We start from the raw sequence: 18,083 nt of genomic DNA on the forward strand, positions 1-18,083 counted from the left end.
ATCCTTTTCGATTAAGTTCAGTAAATCAAGCCCACAATTGCTGCTGATAAAAAGCTGACAAGCGTAGCACCGTATAATAATTTCAAGCCGAAACGAGCGACGACATTTCCTTGCTTTTCATTCAGTCCTTTTACGGCACCGGCAATGATTCCGATTGAGGAGAAGTTCGCAAATGACACAAGGAATACCGATACGATTGCTGTTGTACGGCCACTGAAATGGAAACCATTTTGCGTAAGCGACGTCATGGCGACAAATTCATTCGACACCATTTTTGTTGCCATAATGCTTCCCGCATTAACAGCTTCATTCCATGGGATACCCACAAGAAAAGCGAATGGAGCAAACACATATCCAAGAATGCCTTGGAACGAGATACCGAATACTGCATTAAAAATGCCATTGATCAAGGCGATAATCGCGACAAATCCAATCAGCATCGCAGCGACGACAACCGCTACTTTGAAACCGTCAAGGATGTATTCTCCGAGCACTTCGAAGAAGGATTGTTTTTCTTCTTCCTCAACACGAAGCATATCCTCTTCTTTTGCAACCTCGTACGGATTGATAATAGAAGCGATAATGAAACCGCCGAATAAGTTCAAAACAAGCGCTGTTACAACATATTCCGGTTTCAGCATTGTCATATACGCGCCGACAATCGACATTGATACAGTGGACATCGCAGATGCGCAAAGCGTGTACAAGCGCTGCTGATTTAAAAGACCCAGTTCTTTCTTCAAGGAGATAAATACTTCCGACTGACCTAAAATCGCAGAAGCCACTGCGTTATACGATTCCAATCTTCCCATACCGTTTACCTTGCTGAGGGCAAGGCCGATATATCTAATAATAAACGGGAGGACTTTCCACTTTTGCAGAATCCCGATCAGAGCAGAAATAAACACGATCGGCAAGAGAACATTCATAAAGAATGTCGTTTGGTCCGCATTCACCAAGCCGCCAAACACAAAGTTGATTCCCTCTGCCGCGTATTCAAGCAGGTAACCGAATCCTTTTGCAAATCCTCCTACGAGGAAATTCCCTATCCCGGTATTGAGGAGAATGTAGCCAAGGATAAATTGCAAGATGAGCATAACAACAATTGGGCGGATCTTAATTCTTTTTTTGCCGCTGCTCGCGATCCACGCGAGGCCTAAAAACACGATTAAACCGGTAATCCCAATCAAATACTTCATATGTGTTTCTCCTTTATTTGTATTCGCTTACAATCACTTTTTCCTCAGAAAACGGAAAGCAGTCTGCCTTCCGTCAGCTTTTTAATAGTTGTCCCCGCTTGATGCGTTTTCTCCTTTTACGATGGAAACGCCCGCACTGGCGCCGATTCGGCTTGCTCCGGCCTCAACCATTGTGTCTACATCTTCTTTCGTTCTGATTCCGCCAGATGCTTTCACGCCGATATCAGGACCTACTGTTTTGCGCATTAAGGCGATATCTTCCTTCGTTGCGCCGCCTGTAGAGAAGCCTGTTGATGTTTTCACGAAGTCCGCTCCCGCAGAAACCGCTAAACGGCACGCACGTTCTTTTTCTTCATCGGTCAAAAGGCATGTTTCGATAATGACTTTGACAAGCGCTTTTCCGGCTGCAGCTTCCACCACACCGCGGATATCAGCCTCCACCACATCGTCTTCCTTGTCTTTCAAAGCGGCAATGTTAATGACCATGTCCACTTCAGTGGCGCCTTTTGAAATCGCGTCTTTTGTTTCGAACGCTTTTGTTTCAGTTGTATTGGCACCGAGCGGGAAGCCGATGACCGTACAAACGTCGACTCCAGTTCCCTTAAGCTCTTTCGCAGCAAGCGCCACCCATGTCGGATTGACACATACTGAAGCAAACTTGTATGTTTTCGCTTCTTCAATAAGTTTGAGAATTTCCGCTTTTTGTGTATGCGGTTTCAAAGCTGTATGATCAATTATGTTAGCTAATGACATCCTTCGCACACTTCCTTTTTTGTTAAGATATTTTTTAGCATAACCGACTTTTGAACATATGTAAATTGGTAATTGAAATTTTGTTCAGCGAACGGTTTGAACGTGTCACAAATCATTAACAAGCACCCTTGCGGTATGCTGGTCAATGATTAAAACATTGGCATATTTTCCGGTTAATGCTCCGTGAATGGAAGATACTTTTCTGCTTCCGCCGGCCACTAAAATCGAGCGTTCCTTCAGTCTGAGGTCTTCAAGCTCAACACCGATGGTCCGGTCATTGATGGCACTGCTGCAAATATTCCCTTTCGCATCAAAAAAGCGTGAACAAATATCCCCAACGGCCTGTTTTTTCAGCAGGGCTTTCTCTTCTTCGTTAAAATATCCGAGCCGAAACAACAGCGCTTCATCACGGACAGTCCCGACCGTGAAGAGAGCGATATTCGCCTGCTTGCCCATTTCAATAATCCGCTCAATATGACGGTCTTTCTCTACCATTCGCTTCACATCCGCATTATCAAACACGACGGGAAGCGGGAGATAGCGCGGCATCGTTTGAAAAGCCTCCGCAAACAGCTGAATTGTTTCAGCGGAATACGTGTTCACCCGCGAGTGGCTGATACCGCCTTTCAGCTGGACGACCTCGACGCCTTTTACCTGCTTCGGCTGCATGTTTTGCGCGATTTGATACATGGTGGTTCCCCAGCTGACGCCGACAATGTCGCCGTCTTTTACCGTTTCATGCATATATTCTGCACCATAGCGGCTTAGGTCATGTGTAATTCCTGCATAATCGGGTGTCGGGGAAAACACAACATGAGCCTCGAGGAGACCATATTTCTCTTCAAGCATGGAACCGAGCGCATCCAAATCCTCAAAAGGGTCCATGACGCGAATCTGGACATACCCTTTTTCCTTTGCATATTGCAGCAGCCGGGAAACGGTTGGCCTTGAAATGTTGAGCTGCTCAGCAATTTGCTGCTGACTGTAGTCAGACTGATAGTAAAGCCTTGCCGCTTCTATGCTTAATTGTTGTTTTTCCCGATCCATTCCGCACCTCCTTGTGGATCAGTCCTGATGAAAACTGCTTTTGATTTGCTTTTATTATACAGGCTGGCGCCAGCTTTCATCCACCTGATTTCAGAGAAACTGAAAAACGCCCTTGGCGCGGACCTGCCCAGAGCTCACTCCTCCCATGTCATGTGCTGATAAATGCCTTTCATAATGGCATACATTCCATATAAGATCAGGCCTAAAGCCAATATAGACAGAATCAATTTGCCATGCGGCTGCTGCGCGAGTTCGGCGAGCGCGCCGTCAAAGCCTCTTGTGTCGTCGGGATCAGCGGTCATGGCTGTTTTGATGAGAAAATAGCCTATAGCCGAGAAAATAATGGCCCGGGCGATATTGCCTGCACGTCCGGTGTTTTTCGTAATGCATATCATCTGTTTGTTCATTTTTGACGTATCGAATTCTTTCATAAAAGCAGCCCGAACGCCTTTCATAAATTGAACAATCGCAAATACGATAAAACCCGCACCCGTAAGCCCTGTAAGCCATTGGCCGAACGGCTGCGCCAATATGTAAGCTGACCACGTCTGTTCTGAAGTGCCGCCTTTCCCTTGGCCAAACACAAATCGCAAGGCATTCCAAGCGATGGATGCGTAAACGGCGGCACTGAAAAAGTTTCCTATTCTCCGTGACAGGCCGCGCCTGCTGTTTCCGTGGCCCTCCGTGTCCTTGATCGCGCTTAACACCATCCAGATCACATAGCCGATAAGGCAGACACCTATTAAAAAAAGCAATAACGATCCATACGGCATATGTGATAGCGTTTGGAGCGCTCCGCTCGAGTCTTTCGCGCGGCCTGCCCCGGCAGCCGTCATAAATGCCAAAATCCCAAGCAGAATAAAAACGCCGCCGAATGCAAAATAACCAAGCCTCCCGAATCGTTTGATCCAAGGCTTGGTTTCCTGTTTTATTTTTGACACGTACTGGTCTTTCCCCGCCATGTGTCCAACCCTCTTTCACAGAAATCTTTACTGTAACATTCCCGATTGGACAAAGTTGAAACAGCTTCTGCCTCAGCTGTGGCCGGCTGAGATACGTTTTTGCTGATCAGCTGATTGTGCAGGCATCATCCAAGCAGCCGCCGCGGCAGCTGTGACTCCGCCAGCTACTTTTCCAATGATCATGGCCGCCGCCATTTCTTTTTTCATTCCGGCTACAAAACCGAGATGGCTGCCGAGTACAAAGGCGCCGCTGACCGCAAACGCAACATTGATGACCTTTCCTCTCGGCGTCATATCCTTTAATGAAGCCAGCATCGGGATATGATGCGCCAAAGAGGTCACCAAGCCTGCTGTTGCTGTCTCATCTAAATGAAGGCATTTCCCAAGAGCCTGAAGCGGTTTTTTAAAGGTTTTTGTAATAAAAGCCGTCATCGGAAACGCCCCTGCCAGAGCAATGGCGATGGTCCCTGTCGTTTGTATCCCAGTCTCGACATTCTCCATTCCCGGAATCAGCACAATGCCTGTCAGCGTTTCAACGGAGACAGCCGCAAGCCCGATAATCGCAACCACACTGACCGCTTTCCCGAAGAGATGAAACAACCGAATCATACTGTCGGTATACCGCCATAACCCAAAAGCGATCACAGCAGATAACAGACTTGGGATCAGAAGGTTTTTACCTATCATGCCGATGTCAAAGCCCGCGCATAATCCGCCGGTGAAACAACCGATCGGCACTGTGCACAGCCCGATTAATATGCCTTTCGCAAAATACGGATGGTCCTCTTTTTCGATGATGCCAAGAGCGACGGGAATCGTGAAGACGATTGCCGGTCCCATCATTGTTCCTAAAAACACCCATGAAAACAGCCCGGCCTGCGGATCTTTCGCCATTTCTCCGGCCAGCGCATATCCTCCCATATCAATCGCCAAAATGGTGTTCGCAAAGGAAGAAGGGTCCGCGCCAATCGCTGTGTAAACCGGAGAAACAATGGGAATCAGGATTGCCGCCAGCACGGGCGCCAGTGACACAATACCGATCATGGACAGCGCCAGCGGCCCCATAGCTTTAAAGCCGTCCGCAAACCGCTCGCCAAGCCCCCATCTGTTTCCCAAACAATAATCCGCCGCTCCCCATAGTAAAAAGGCAGCCAAAATGAATACAACCGCGTCATTCACCGTCATGGTTTTCTCCTTTTTCAAACGTATGATTGGTTTTATCATATCATCTGAAATCATCGAATAGAGCTGAATCTTATTCTATATGAGCTAAAAATTCTTTGATATCGGCTTTTTCAACAGCTGTTATAATGCGTCGCGTTTTTTCCTGCGGAACCGTTACTCTCAATTTTTCTTTTATGTCTTCTTCCGACAGCTCATTTCCTGGAGCCCCTTTTGGACAGTCCACACGCGCTTCGCAAATCCGGCCGTCTGATAAATAGGCCCGGACAATCGTGAAACGGCCTTTCGGAACGGCATGTGGAGCCGGCTGAATAACATTGTCATATACCCGATGAATTCGCCCAATTGTTGTTTGAATGTTGCTAGGGATCGGCTGGTTGTTGAAATGTTCAACGGTCAGCTCGTGTCCATGCAAAGCAAGAGCAATCACATATTCAACGCTGAAACGGCCTTCCTCTCCAGTTTTCGGAGACCGTTCCGTCAATGCAGCATCTCCGCCTGGCGGAAAAACCACTTCAATCCGCTCGGTATTGGCAGCAGAAATGGCTTCTTCAGAGATAAGCTTTCGTACCGCGTCTGCAGCATGGTGTGCCGCGGAACAAAATGGATAAATTTTAAACCATAGGCCCGGCTTTACGATTCTCCACGGTCCGCCCCAATCGTATAGCAAAGTGTGTTGTGCTTTTTCCAAATCACCGTACAGATTGAAAAAACCAGCTTCTCCATCAAGTGCCGTACGGGACCCGCCAAATTCTGATTGGGCCAGCTTAACGGCCAGCAAGCCAGCCTGGGCCGCCAGACCGGCGTGCAGCGGTTTCATTTCTGTTCCAAATTGCATCCTCATCCCAGCAGATTGCGTAGCCGCAAAACCAATCGCTTTTTCCAGCTCTTTTTGAGGCAGTCCCTCAGCATAACCTACGGCGCAGGCGGCAGCAATCGCACCAAGCGTTCCTGTATTATGCCAGCCCTTTTCATAGTGGCGGCTGCCAATTGATTCGCCCAGCCGTGCCATTACTTCAACACCAACAACATAAGCGCCAAGAAGCCGCTCGTCATGTCCGCGAGCGGCAGAAGCCATAAGAGCAGGCACGATGACCGCACTAGGATGCCCTCTTACATCGGAGTGGACATCATCAAAATCCAATGCATGAGCGATAAACCCATTGAGCATCGCGGATTGTAATGGCGCGGCCTTTTTGCCTTGTCCGATAAGAGGAACAAGGGGCAGGCCTCCTTCATCCTCTATCAGACGGAGGAGCTTTTGAATGCCTTTATCTTCTCTTCCTGCAAATGAAGCGGCAGTAAAATCAAGTAATCCTTTTTTTGCTTCGCGAATCGCGTCAACTGAATGCTCCGGCTGTGACGTTCTCACAGCCTCTGCAAGACCTGCTGTCAGTCCTTGTTTGCTCATTTGATAGTCCCCAATACAATAACCGCCAGCTCCGCAAAGTAGTGAGAAGCAACCGTAAGGGCTTCTTCATCCAGGGTAAAGGCCGGATGGTGCCACTCCTCCGTTCCGTTCGTTCCCATCCAGACAAAAAATCCCGGGATCTTCTCTTGATACAGAGCGAAGTCTTCTCCGCCCGGAGACTGCTCAGCGTGAACAGTTTGGCAGCCAATCCGTGCCGCAGCTTCGGATGCCGCATTCAAAAAGGTGCCGTCATTCTGAACGGAAGGCAAATAAGGAAACCACTTGAATTCCGCTTGTGCCCCATAGCCCGCTGCAATTCCTTCAGCCACCCGTTTCATATGCTCCGGAACAGCCTGCCTCGCTTCTTTTTGAAAGGTTCGAACCGTTCCCTCCATTTCAGCTTGATCTGGAATCACGTTCCACGACGTGCCCGCCTGTACTCTTGTGATACTGACGACTGCGTTTTGCAGTGAGCTGATGTTGCGGCTGACCACAGATTGCAGGCCGCTGATGATTTGTCCTGCGGCAGCGATTGGATCAATACTGTTATTTGGGATGCCGGCGTGTCCGCCTTTCCCTTTGATGACGATCTCAAACCGGTCAACACTTGCCATTAACGGACCTTCCTTTACACCAATGGTCCCGACAGGCAGATCCGGCTTATTGTGCATGCCGAAAATGGCGGAAACACCATCAAGCACGCCAGCTTCTATGACCTTTCTTGCTCCCGCGGCAATTTCTTCGGCCGGCTGAAAGATAAAGCGGACGGTACCTTTCAGCTCGTCCCGTCTTTGGTTCAGCAAAATGGCTGTGCCAATAATTGAAGCGGTATGAAAATCGTGCCCGCACGCATGCATCGTACCGTCAACCTTAGAAGAAAACGGCAAGTTCGTCTGTTCATGGATCGGGAGCGCGTCAATGTCCGCCCGTATCGCTATCACGGGGCCGTCTTCCCGTCCTTTGATTTCCGCAATCACACCAGTCTCCAATTGAGGAACGTCCAGTATTTCGATTTGCTCCTCCTCAAGCCAGCGGCGGATTTTTTTCGTCGTTTCAATCTCTTGAAATGACAGTTCAGGATGTTCATGAAGATCACGCCGCATATTGATTAAACGGGTATGAAACGTTTTGTCGGCCATTGTTCTTCTCCCCTTCTTATATAATCTCTGCAGGCTCTCCCACCTGCTTGATAAACCGTTTTGTCCGTTCGTTCTTTGGATGGTCAAACAGTTCTTCTGGCGTTCCCTGTTCGATAATATGGCCGTCTGCCATAAAAATCACTTGGTCAGCGACCTCTTTTGCAAACGCCATTTCGTGTGTCACGATGATCATCGTTGTTTGTTTTTCCGCAATGGATTTGATGACCTGAAGCACTCCTGCGACGAGCTCAGGGTCAAGCGCTGACGTTGGTTCATCCAGCAAGATCGCATGCGGATTGACCGCAAGCGCCCGAGCGATGCCAATTCGCTGCTGCTGGCCGCCAGACATTGTGATCGGATAGCTGTCAGCCTTATGCTCCAGACCGACTTGTTTCAGAATCTCCATTCCAATGCGTTTTGCTTCGTCGCGTGATTTGTGTTGAGCCACGATTAAAGCTTCTGTAATGTTTTGCAGAGCCGTTTTATTTTTAAACAGATTGTAGTTTTGAAAAACCATGGCCGTTTGCTGGCGAAGCCGGTGTGCTTCTTTGCGTGTAAATTTTTCCGCGTTCAGTTTGGCTTCTCCGATTTCAATGAGGCCTTGATCCGGACGTTCTAATAGATTCAAGCACCGGAGAAGCGTTGATTTTCCGGAACCGGACGGACCGATGATCGCCACCACTTCTCCGCGCTTCACTTCTAGATCGATTCCATCTAGCACGACGAGATCTTTAAACGCTTTGCGAATATTTTTTACTGTTATCAACTGATTTCACCTCTAAGTCCGGTATGGCTTGCTCATGGCGCGTTCAAACAAGTCCTGCAACATGCTGTAGATAATGGTAAGAACCCAATAGACGATCGCAACCGCCAAGTACGTCTCAAAATATTTGAGGTTTCCTGAAGCGTACATCTTCCCTTGGGCGAACATCTCCATGACCCCTAATGTAAAGGCCAGTGACGTTTCTTTCAGGAGTCCGATAAATGTATTACCCGTTGCCGGAATCGCATTTCGGATCGCTTGCGGCAAAATAATCCGTCTGTATGCCTGAAGTTTTGTCATGCCGACAGACAGACACGCCTCCAGCTGCCCGTCATCAACAGAATTGAGGGCCGCCCGGAATATTTCTGCCAAATAAGCTGCGTTTTTTAAGCTTAACCCGATGATGGCGGCAGTGAGAGCTGTCATTTTGCTCATCTCTGGAAACAGCTGCGGCAGCCCGTAATAGATTAAGAACAGCTGCACCAGTGTCGGCACGCCTCGGAAAAAGGATATATACAGCTTTGACAGCTGATGAAGCACTGGAATTTTGTTCTTTGTAATGAGTGCGAGAATAAGTCCACCGATAATGGCAAAAATCATAGCCGCTATGGCCATCAACAAGGTGATCGGAAGGGCCTGAATTAAAGTCGGGAACGCTGATATCATGAATTCCCAATCAATCGTGTTCATTCTGGTGATTCACCGCCGTTTCTTAATGCTTCTGTTCTACTGTGATATCTTCATTAAAGTATTTTTCAGAGAGTTTTTTCAGTGTTCCGTCTTTACGCAATTCATCAAGCGCCTTATTGACTTTTTTGCGGAGCTTGTCGTGCGCATCGTCCTTGGCGAATGGGAATGCAACCTGTTCGTAAACAATCGGATCTCCGGCAAGCTTTAACGGTAAACCGGTTTTCTTGATTTGCGCGATCAATACAGTTCGGCTGTTAACATAAGCGTCAACACGGCCGTACGCAACATCCTTCAGCGTGCCCTCTTGTGTTTCGTACGTTTTGATATTGATTTTTTTATCAGGATCTTTGCTTTCAAGGTTTTTCGCGTGGTTTGAACCGAGAACGGCCGCGACTGTCTTCCCTTTTAAATCGTCTACTGATTTGATATCTGTATTGTCTTTTTTGACGACAATCTGTGTTCCCGCATAAGCGTATGGTTTCGTAAAGTTATACGTTTCCTTGCGTTCGTCTGTCACAGCTACCTGGTTGGAAATGGTGTCAAGCTTGCCTGTTTGAAGCTCTCCCATCAGCCCGCTGAATTCAAGCAGCTTCCAGTCCAGCTTCATATCAATTTTCTTAGCGACCGCTTCCATCACTTCAACGTCAAAACCTGTCAGCTTTCCGTTTTCTTTATAAGCAAATGGGTAACTTTGTCCTGTCGCACCGACATGAAGCACATTGTCATCCTCTTTACTGCTGCTGTTTCCATTGCCGCAAGCGGAGAGCACCGCTAATAATGCAGCAACGACCAACAAAGTCCATTTTTTCATTTTCATTTGATTTTCCCGCCTTTTCTTTTTTTTATAGATCATGTCGCAATTGTTTTTTCATATAAACTGTGATATGCCCTTTGCCAAGGTCTTGTTCACCTGCGCGAACATACCCTTTTCGTTCGTACATCTCAATCAGCCACGGATGCTTATTCGCTGTTCCGAGTGAGACAAACGGAACCTTTAACGTATCGCGGAGGATTGTTTCCTCCAGCCATTGAAGCAGCTTTGTTCCGATTCCTTTTTTACCGGTGTCAGGGTCCACAGCGAACCACCAGATATGCGGAACGCCATACGGTCCCGGCTGCTGTCCCCACGGCATTCTTAAGGAGATGGTCGCGATAATCCGCCCGTCTTCTTCCATGACGTAGCAGGCGTTTTTCCGGATATTTTTCAGCACCAAATCCAAATCCGCATGAGCGGCGGCAAAACGAATGCCAAGCTTTCGAATCGGTTCATAAGCCCGCAATGTCAGCTCGAGAAGCTGTTCAGCATCACGTTCAACTGCAAGGCGATATTGTGGCTTCATCTAGCGTTCCTCCTTACTTTGCATAGCGGTTGACCGGCTTTTCCAAACCGAAGTGCTCTCTTAATGTTGTGCCTTCATATTCTTTTCTGAACACGCCGCGCTCCTGTAAAATCGGAACCACTTGATCAACAAACACTTCAATTCCTTCTGGTAGAAGCGGAGGCATGATATTAAACCCGTCACACGCTTCCTTATCCACCCATTCCTGCATCTTGTCAGCGAGCTGCTCCGGCGTGCCGACGAAGATATGGTGTCCTCTGGAGCCTGCAACGTATTTGTAAAGCTCGCGTATCGTCATATTGTCTCGCTCAGCCATTTCCTGAACAAGCTTGAAGCGGCTTTTTACCGCATTGGAAGCATCTGCGTCAAGCTTCGGCAGAGGCCCATCAAGCGGATACGCCGACAAATCAATTCCGCCTAAATAATTTTGGAGAATTTGCAGACCGACGGATGGAATAATCAGGTCTTGAAGCTCCTTGTATTTGGCTTGTGCCGCTTCTTCGGTATCAGCAATGATCGGGAAAATACCCGGCATGATGGCGATTTTCTCTGGATCACGTCCGAATTCTGCAGCCTGTTCTTTAATGGATTGATAAAATTCTTGAGCGGATTCCAGGTGGTTTTGCGCTGTGAAGATCACTTCTGCTGTTCTGGCAGCCAGCGCTTTTCCGTCTCCTGATGATCCTGCCTGGATAATGACTGGCTGGCCCTGCGGCGTTCTTGAAACGTTCAGTGGCCCGCGAACCGAGAAATATTCTCCTTTGTGGTTCAGCTCATGCATTTTTTCCTTCTCAAAGAATTCACCTGTTTCTTTATTGCGGATAAAGGCGCCCTCTTCCCATGAATCCCAAAGCCCCTTTACAACCTCGACAAATTCCTCTGCCCGCTTGTAGCGCAAATGGTGTTCAAGGTGTTTTTCACCGCTGAAATTCAGCGCTGTTGATTCAATCGATGAAGTGACGACGTTCCATCCGGCACGGCCGTTGGACAGATGATCCAATGACGCAAACTGTCTGGCAATGTGAAACGGCTCGCTATATGTAGTGGAGGCTGTTGCTGTCAGTCCGATTCTTGATGTGACCTGCGCCAGGGCAGAGAGCAAGGTGAATGGCTCAAACCTTGTTAATACATTTGGATGTGATTTACTGTCAATTGATAGGCTATCTGCTAAAAACAGCATATCCAGCTTGCCCCGCTCCGCTGTTTTCGCAAGCTCTTTAAAATAATCCAAATTCATGCTCGCATCTGAAGGCGCGTCAGGATGCCGCCAAGACGCGACGTGATGGCCTGTGCCTGCTAAAAATACCCCTAATTTGATTTGTTTCTTTTTGCTTGTCATGGCGATACTCCTTTTATCATGTTTTAGGCTGAATAATCCGAAAAATAAACTCCTATATTCCTAGTCGTTTAATATGAATAAATCAAAATGTACCTTTGTCTTGGACGTTTGTCAATGAGTTAAGATCAAATTTTTCTTTTTAAGCTGAAAAGAATCTCGCAGCATCATGGAGCGGCATTTGTGCAACCTGTATCCTTACAAAACAGCCTGATGATGCTGAGACTCGTTTTGATTCAAAGTTTTATATAAATGCATATCTGTACTTCCGACCATACGCGTTTTGCCGCCGCTTTTGCTCTTTGCTAATAAACGCACGTGATCGCCGTCGCAGATCGGTCCACTTTGACTCATTCAGAAGCTGAGACATCGCATAAAAAAATGAGCTGATCCCGGATTCATACCGAAATCAGCTCATTGTATCTTAATTAAGTTCTAGAATACTTTCTTCCGCTTTAGCAGAAAACACTTTAGGCTCAAGGCGGTCTAGGTCTTCATGAAATAAACTTACTTTTTGGATTTGCCGATTGTCGTAGTGGTGAAAGTAGTAGTTTCCCGTGTCGCTGCACATCACAGAAGTGTATTGCGTATAATCAATTTCGTCTTCTTCCGTTATCACAACACCCTTGGGTATCGCCATGTTTGCCAAAAGCTGAAAAGCTGCTGATACACCTTTCGTTTCATCTGCCGCAGGCTCTAGATGTTCTTTCAGAAAACAAGCTCTGACAAACCGTGAAGGCGGTGTATAATCTCCCGGCAGCCCCACTGTACCCGAGCCTTGGCCAAAAGCGGACAGCATCAATCCGCCCAACTCCTTGCTCTCGAATTGTTTCGGCCGTAATCCTATATATTGCCGAAGATTGGCCACATGCCATAAAAAGTCGGGGCTGTTCGTCATGACACCTGGTTGATTGTCAAAGATTTTGATGCCGTCTGCTCTCGGTTCGATCGTCAGGCTGCGTCCCGTCCGGTCTGACAATATCCAGTGCAGCGGTAAAACGGTATCCAATAGATCTAATTTCTTCTCCACAATCGTTAAAGAGTGGATCTTTTCTTTTACGTCATCCAAAGACTTACAAACTGATAGCGCCCATGTTACAAATTCATGCGGGGCAATATGAACGCCGTCTCCCCGAAGTGTTTTTTCGTACTCCGCATATCCCATAAAATAAAGCGCCGCACAAGATAAACCGCTTTCATTAACTCCGTCGGCAAATAATATATTTCCAAGTTTTCTCCCCATACCGATAAACGCGTACTGTGTTTGATGCACCCTTCCGTCAGCTTCACTCTTCCAGCTGTAACGGCGCGGATAGAGAATGACCTCCGTCCCCAGCTGAAATGCAAAATCCATTGTTCTCGCTAATAAATGATTCCGGTCAGCAGTTTCCAATGTAAGACTTGTGCACATCTGATCCAGTCCCCTTTCCATTCAGGCTAAAATCATACATTTTGTGAACAACTTGTTTTATCAGCATAACGAAAGACAAAGAGATTCGTCAAAAGATTGACATCACCTTCCAACATAAAGACGAAGAGATTCTTTCAATGTACTATGCTGATGTTTATGGTGAAAGCTTCCTTTTTATTTTTACTAGCCCCTGCTGTATCAGAGCCAATCAGAAATGTTGCAGTTTCATGATCAATCGCTGATATTATAAGGCAGCAGGAAAAGAAGTTGTAGCGTCCATTCCGCAAAAAGGCTTCATGGCGCTTACAGACCGGCCGGGCACAACATAACAAAAAATCCAGCCTAAAAGGCTGGATTTCATTATTATTTCGCCAAAACAAGCTCTTGAATCGCATGCGCAACCCCATGTTCATTATTGGAGCGTGTTTGAAAGTTCGCGGCTTCCAATACTTCTGGGATGGCGTTTGCCATGGCCACCCCGCAGCCCGCCCATTCGATCATTGTCAGGTCGTTCCCGTTGTCGCCTATGCACATGACTTCCGCCTGTTCAATTCCAAGCAGCTGTGCCAGCTGGCGTACAGCATTTCCTTTGCTGGCTTCCGGGTGCAGAATTTCGTAAAAGAACGGCGCGCTTCTGACCATTGTATATTTTTCTCTCACGTCTTTTGGAATCGATGTAATGACGCGGCTTAAGTTCTCCGGTTTATCAATAAACATCACTTTCGGGATGAGGATATCTTTAGGCACCTCGTCAATCTTGCGGAAATGAAGCGGCACCTGTGTCACATAGGATTCGTATACGGTAAATTCGCTAATATCCCGGTTAGGCGTATACAAATGAGATGAATCAAAGAAATGCATCGGCGTCTTCAGCTCTAAGCTCAGGTCATATAATGAAGCCAAATCATCATAGCCGAGAGACAGCTCTGAGACCACTTCATTTGTATGCGTATTTTGAACAAGCGCTCCATTATACGCGATGACATAGTCGCCTTCTTCAATTAAATTCAGTTCATCTAAGTATCTCCGCACACCCCCGATAGGCCGGCCGGTGCAAAGCACGATTTTGACACCTTCCGCTTTTGCCGCGTGAAGCGCGTCGCGGACCTCCTCTGTTACTTCATGATGATCATTTAAAAGTGTTCCATCCATATCAATTGCAATGAGTTTGTACATCCTGCATCTCCTTCATGTCGTTTTCAGTCTATAGTCCCATCATATCGTTTTTCCTTTTTGATATTCAACCGGAAGAGATGGTTTTCTCCGGATTCTGTTTAGACGCCGCCCTTGTCTTCGGATACGTTTTCGTGGTTCCCGCTTTCTTTCTGTTTTCACGACGTTTTCTGCTTTTTTCTGTTTCATCAGCATAAAGCCGGCAGCTAAAAACGGAATGCCGGTTATATTCAAGATGGCAAGCTTCACACCAGCCGCGATGAAAAAGAACCCCCATGATGATGCAGGATTCCGTCTGATCATAACGTAAGCCGCCATTTCCAGAACGATCAGGATGGCATGAAGCACGATGCCATAAATAAGCAATACAAGGGCAAAAAACAACACATAATTCACGATTGCCCCTGAGTACACCATAGCGCGCATCATTTGTATAAACGATAAGGACTGCATGGAGCCGCTGATGACATTAGGGTTATAGATCGTATAGTCACTAAATAAATGTTTGACCTTGAGAAAAGCCCATAATATAAATATCCACTGAATGATATGTAAAACAAGTCCCGCTGCCACCAGTCTTTCAGCTTTTTTATGTCTCATCTTTTTCCTCCCTGCCGGTCTTTTGATTCGATTCTTGTCATCGTTTTTGTCTGTCCATTTTGCTCCCATATCAACGTCCCTTTTTCTCCTCTTTTCAGCGTGCTTTTGAGCGGATAATAGGGGCCGAGATACTGAATCTCGATAGACCCGTCAGCGCTTTGGGAAATCACCTTGTATGCCATAAAAGGCAGCTGAACCTCTCCTCTTCCTTCCATCACTTCCGTTTCCACAACCTCGTCTTTGGTAAATGTGACCGTTGCTGATTTCACGCCGTCCGTTGGCCCGGGAGCAATTCCCTCATCCCACGTTCCGTAATAAAACGGCGTCTCTTCTTTTTGCTGCTGGCAGCCGGATACCATCATGCATACAGCAATGAATAACAAAATGCCATATTTGTTTTTCAAGGAGATCCCCATCCTTTCCTCCTTTTTTTAGGCGAATGCCGTGGCACTGTGCCAATGACTACATAAGTTATAAGGAATTCACCCACAAGGAGATTGATCATAATGAACCCTTATCAATATTACAGCCCACAGCTGCCTCAGCAGGAACCTTACTATAGCCACTATGAATACAGCCCTTATCCACAGCAGGATATATACGAGCCATACCAAATGGAAAGACAGCCTGCATTGGAAAGAAGAATCGCGGCACTTGAACGGCAAAATGAACAGCAGTCGAGAGAATTAACCCGTCTGACAAACGAAGACCGCCGTCAAAATCGGGAAATTGCACGGATTGCCGAACAGGTCAATCAGCTAAGCCAGGCTGTTGAACGCCATACACGCCGCTTAAATCGGCTCAATCAGCGCCTCCGCACAGTAGAAAACAGACTGAATATCCCATTTACTGCAGGGGAAGGCGGTTTCTGAGCAAACAAAGAAAAAAAGCGGAAGACGATTCTCCCAATTCAGGGTTTCGTTTTCCGCCATTCTTATATGTTAAAACGGAACATTTACATAAAAAGGGTTTGTACCCAGTATACAATCTTTACCGTTTTCATTCAAAGACAGAGGGGCCGAGGAAAATAATTGTAGTTCCTCTTTGACAGAATTTCTTTTCATGCCAGTTGCATGATAATACCGACTCACGTCAATCGATCACATGGAGGAATGATTTATGCATCATACACAACACGGCTTGCAGCAGCTGAACCAATGCCGCCAAACTGCTCAGCAGCTCATTCAGCAAACACAGCAAAGCAGCCAGCAATACCGCCAAATGCTTCACCAGGAGCAGCAAAACATCCAAATGCTGCAGCAAATTCTAAACCACGAACAACAAGCTGCACATACGATTCAACAAGCGCTGCACGGACATGACATGGCGATTCAAAAATGCCAGCAGGTTGTCAACATGTGCAACCAAATGCAGCAGGAACTTACTGGACAATCCAGCGTGATGAATACGAATGTGTCTACACTTCCATTCGGCCAAAATACGCCATTTCAACAGCAATCCTACCAGCAGTAGGATAGAAAAAGCTCAACACAATGCGAGTGTTGAGCTTTTTTTTCTTACTGTTCCTTGCGAATATGTATATCCTGAATAGACTGTTTCGGCGCATGAAATCTGCTTTCGGCTTCACTTCTTGCCTCGGCAAAAGCCCGTGCCTCCACATGATCCTTGTAGACATCCAGCTGAATCAAATACAGCGGGCGCACTTTAAAGCCGTGAATAATGGTCACAGCCCACAACGGGAGCACAACAAAAACGCCAGGCAGATCGGGCAAAACAAAACCAAACGCAAAAATGAAAAAATAAATGATGCCGTACATCATCCACTTTCTATTTCTAACCTTGATGCCAATAAATAAAAAGGCAAAAAAACTGGTAATGGCAAAAGGCATGAAAATAAACAGCATCCACCAGCTATGCAGCCATTCCCAAGCGGCACCTCTTTTTGTAATTCCCATATTTTCCTCCTCCTATTTTCCTATAATAATCGATTAGGCATACCGCGTCACCTATAAATGAAAAAACGTTCTTCCTTGAAAATAGTGATAGACGGAGAATGGGTTTCTTGCTATATTATTAATTGATAATGATAATCATTACTAATCTATTCACATACATATTGGGAGGGTTTTTGATGAAAAAGAACACATTGCTCGTGGGCATGCTTGTGCTGCTTCTCATGTTTGTCAGCGCTTGCAGCGGCACGGCTTCTAAAGGGAGCTCAAGCGATTCTGCTTCCGAAAAGACAGAAATGAGGACATACAAATCACCTAAAGGGAACGTCAACATTCCTGCACATCCAAAACGCATCGTCACTGATTTTTATGCCGGTGAATTGCTTTCTGTCGGGGCCAATGTAGTCGGCTCAGGCTCGTGGTCATTTGATAATCCGTTTTTAAAATCAAAGCTGAAAAATGTGAAGGATGTCGGTGATCCAATCAGCGTTGAAAAAGTGATGGAGCTTCAGCCTGACCTCATTGTTGTCATGAATGAAGAGAATGTCGATAAATTAAAGAAAATCGCTCCGACTGTTGTCATACCTTATAACACTGCGAAAAACGTCGAGGACACTGTCAGCATGTTCGGAGATATCGCAGGTGCGAAAGACAAAGCAACCTCATTTATGGCTGACTTTAACAAAAAAGCGGACGCAGCTAAAAAGAGAATTGCCGGCGTCATCGACAAAGATGCGACCTTCGGCATTTATGAAAACACAGACAAGGGCGAATTCTGGGTATTCAATGACAATGGCGGACGCGGCGGCCAAGCTGTATACAATGCGCTCGGGTTAAAAGCGCCTGAAAAAATTGAACAAGATGTCATCAAAAAAGGAGAGATGAAACAGCTCTCTCAAGAGGTGATTCCTGAGTATGCCGCAGATTATATGTTCATTACGGACTACAACCCGAAAGGCGAAAGCAAAACACTCGACAAGCTGGAGAACTCCTCTATTTGGAAGAACCTTGACGCTGTTAAACATAATCGCGTGTTTATCAATGACTTTGACACGTTCTACCCGTACGATCCGATTTCTGTCAGCAAACAGGTGGATATCATCGCCGACATGCTGATCAAACGGGCCGAAGAAAATAAAAAGTAAAGAAAAAGGCACAGTCCCA

Annotated in this window: 19 protein-coding genes and 1 pseudogene; 3 read left to right on the forward strand and 17 right to left on the reverse strand. The window is 46.6% G+C overall.

Annotation, left to right across the window (positions count from 1 at the left end; genetic code table 11):
* Positions 1-17: 17 nt before the first annotated feature.
* The 16 genes and pseudogenes from nupC to CDO84_RS19435 form a co-directional block, all read right to left on the reverse strand.
* Positions 18-1,199 carry a nucleoside permease NupC gene (gene nupC / locus CDO84_RS19360; RefSeq protein WP_040081301.1) on the reverse strand — a complete coding sequence of 394 codons (1,182 nt, stop codon included), beginning with the start codon at positions 1,197-1,199 and terminating at the stop codon, positions 18-20.
* A gap of 81 nt (positions 1,200-1,280) precedes the next feature.
* The gene (gene deoC / locus CDO84_RS19365; protein WP_040081299.1) at positions 1,281-1,952 is read right to left on the reverse strand and encodes a deoxyribose-phosphate aldolase; all 672 of its coding nucleotides are present in this window, start codon (positions 1,950-1,952) and stop codon (positions 1,281-1,283) included.
* A 105-nt stretch (positions 1,953-2,057) separates the two neighbouring features.
* On the reverse strand, positions 2,058-2,999 hold the full coding sequence (gene deoR, locus CDO84_RS19370; protein ID WP_040081298.1) for a DNA-binding transcriptional repressor DeoR: 942 nt from the start codon (positions 2,997-2,999) through the stop codon (positions 2,058-2,060).
* A gap of 134 nt (positions 3,000-3,133) precedes the next feature.
* Positions 3,134-3,961, reverse strand: a complete 828-nt coding sequence (locus CDO84_RS19375) for a DUF1206 domain-containing protein (protein WP_040081297.1) — start codon at positions 3,959-3,961, stop codon at positions 3,134-3,136.
* Between the two features lie 72 nt (positions 3,962-4,033).
* Entirely contained in the window at positions 4,034-5,146 is a 1,113-nt protein-coding gene (eutH, locus tag CDO84_RS19380) for an ethanolamine utilization protein EutH (RefSeq protein WP_040081296.1), read from the reverse strand.
* A gap of 70 nt (positions 5,147-5,216) precedes the next feature.
* Positions 5,217-6,554: an MmgE/PrpD family protein gene (locus tag CDO84_RS19385; RefSeq protein WP_040081294.1), complete on the reverse strand. Its 1,338-nt coding sequence runs from the start codon at positions 6,552-6,554 to the stop codon at positions 5,217-5,219.
* Complete coding sequence (gene sndB / locus CDO84_RS19390; protein WP_040081293.1) at positions 6,551-7,693, reverse strand: N-acetyl-sulfur-metabolite deacetylase SndB; 1,143 nt, start codon at positions 7,691-7,693, stop codon at positions 6,551-6,553. Before sndB ends, CDO84_RS19385 begins: the two co-directional genes overlap by 4 nt.
* Positions 7,694-7,709: 16 nt before the next feature.
* A complete protein-coding gene (locus CDO84_RS19395; RefSeq protein WP_040081292.1) occupies positions 7,710-8,459 on the reverse strand; it encodes an amino acid ABC transporter ATP-binding protein in 750 nt (249 codons plus the stop codon).
* Between the two features lie 12 nt (positions 8,460-8,471).
* Positions 8,472-9,146 carry an amino acid ABC transporter permease gene (locus CDO84_RS19400; protein ID WP_040081291.1) on the reverse strand — a complete coding sequence of 225 codons (675 nt, stop codon included), beginning with the start codon at positions 9,144-9,146 and terminating at the stop codon, positions 8,472-8,474.
* A 22-nt stretch (positions 9,147-9,168) separates the two neighbouring features.
* Positions 9,169-9,963 carry an amino acid ABC transporter substrate-binding protein gene (locus CDO84_RS19405; RefSeq protein ID WP_040081289.1) on the reverse strand — a complete coding sequence of 265 codons (795 nt, stop codon included), beginning with the start codon at positions 9,961-9,963 and terminating at the stop codon, positions 9,169-9,171.
* A 25-nt stretch (positions 9,964-9,988) separates the two neighbouring features.
* Positions 9,989-10,486 (reverse strand): sulfur-containing aminoacid acetyltransferase SnaB, encoded by a 498-nt coding sequence (gene snaB / locus CDO84_RS19410; RefSeq protein WP_040081288.1) that lies wholly within the window; start codon positions 10,484-10,486, stop codon positions 9,989-9,991.
* 13 nt (positions 10,487-10,499) lie between these two features.
* Positions 10,500-11,825 carry an LLM class flavin-dependent oxidoreductase gene (locus CDO84_RS19415; RefSeq protein ID WP_040081287.1) on the reverse strand — a complete coding sequence of 442 codons (1,326 nt, stop codon included), beginning with the start codon at positions 11,823-11,825 and terminating at the stop codon, positions 10,500-10,502.
* 421 nt (positions 11,826-12,246) lie between these two features.
* Positions 12,247-13,233: a penicillin V amidase gene (locus tag CDO84_RS19420; RefSeq protein ID WP_040081286.1), complete on the reverse strand. Its 987-nt coding sequence runs from the start codon at positions 13,231-13,233 to the stop codon at positions 12,247-12,249.
* A gap of 363 nt (positions 13,234-13,596) precedes the next feature.
* On the reverse strand, positions 13,597-14,409 hold the full coding sequence (gene yidA / locus CDO84_RS19425; protein WP_040081284.1) for a sugar-phosphatase: 813 nt from the start codon (positions 14,407-14,409) through the stop codon (positions 13,597-13,599).
* A gap of 39 nt (positions 14,410-14,448) precedes the next feature.
* On the reverse strand, positions 14,449-15,006 hold the full coding sequence (locus CDO84_RS19430) for a hypothetical protein (RefSeq protein WP_040081283.1): 558 nt from the start codon (positions 15,004-15,006) through the stop codon (positions 14,449-14,451).
* A pseudogene (locus CDO84_RS19435) lies at positions 14,996-15,422 on the reverse strand (DUF3255 family protein). The gene CDO84_RS19430 and the pseudogene CDO84_RS19435 overlap by 11 nt, the downstream one beginning before the upstream one ends.
* A 90-nt stretch (positions 15,423-15,512) precedes the next feature.
* Here CDO84_RS19435 and cotNE point away from each other — a divergent pair.
* The gene (cotNE, locus tag CDO84_RS19440) at positions 15,513-15,878 is read left to right on the forward strand and encodes an inner spore coat protein CotNE (protein ID WP_014666005.1); all 366 of its coding nucleotides are present in this window, start codon (positions 15,513-15,515) and stop codon (positions 15,876-15,878) included.
* 247 nt (positions 15,879-16,125) lie between these two features.
* Entirely contained in the window at positions 16,126-16,479 is a 354-nt protein-coding gene (locus tag CDO84_RS19445; RefSeq protein ID WP_014666007.1) for a hypothetical protein, read from the forward strand.
* A 44-nt stretch (positions 16,480-16,523) separates the two neighbouring features.
* Here the strand turns inward: CDO84_RS19445 and CDO84_RS19450 are convergent, their stop codons facing one another.
* Positions 16,524-16,922 (reverse strand): hypothetical protein, encoded by a 399-nt coding sequence (locus CDO84_RS19450; RefSeq protein WP_040081279.1) that lies wholly within the window; start codon positions 16,920-16,922, stop codon positions 16,524-16,526.
* A gap of 176 nt (positions 16,923-17,098) precedes the next feature.
* Between CDO84_RS19450 and CDO84_RS19455 the strand changes: the two genes are divergently transcribed.
* The gene (locus CDO84_RS19455) at positions 17,099-18,064 is read left to right on the forward strand and encodes an iron-hydroxamate ABC transporter substrate-binding protein (protein ID WP_040081278.1); all 966 of its coding nucleotides are present in this window, start codon (positions 17,099-17,101) and stop codon (positions 18,062-18,064) included.
* The last annotated feature ends 19 nt before the right edge of the window (positions 18,065-18,083 follow it).

The sequence above is a fragment of the Bacillus sp. MD-5 genome (assembly GCF_002201875.1).
In the GTDB taxonomy this organism is placed as follows: domain Bacteria; phylum Bacillota; class Bacilli; order Bacillales; family Bacillaceae; genus Bacillus; species Bacillus stercoris.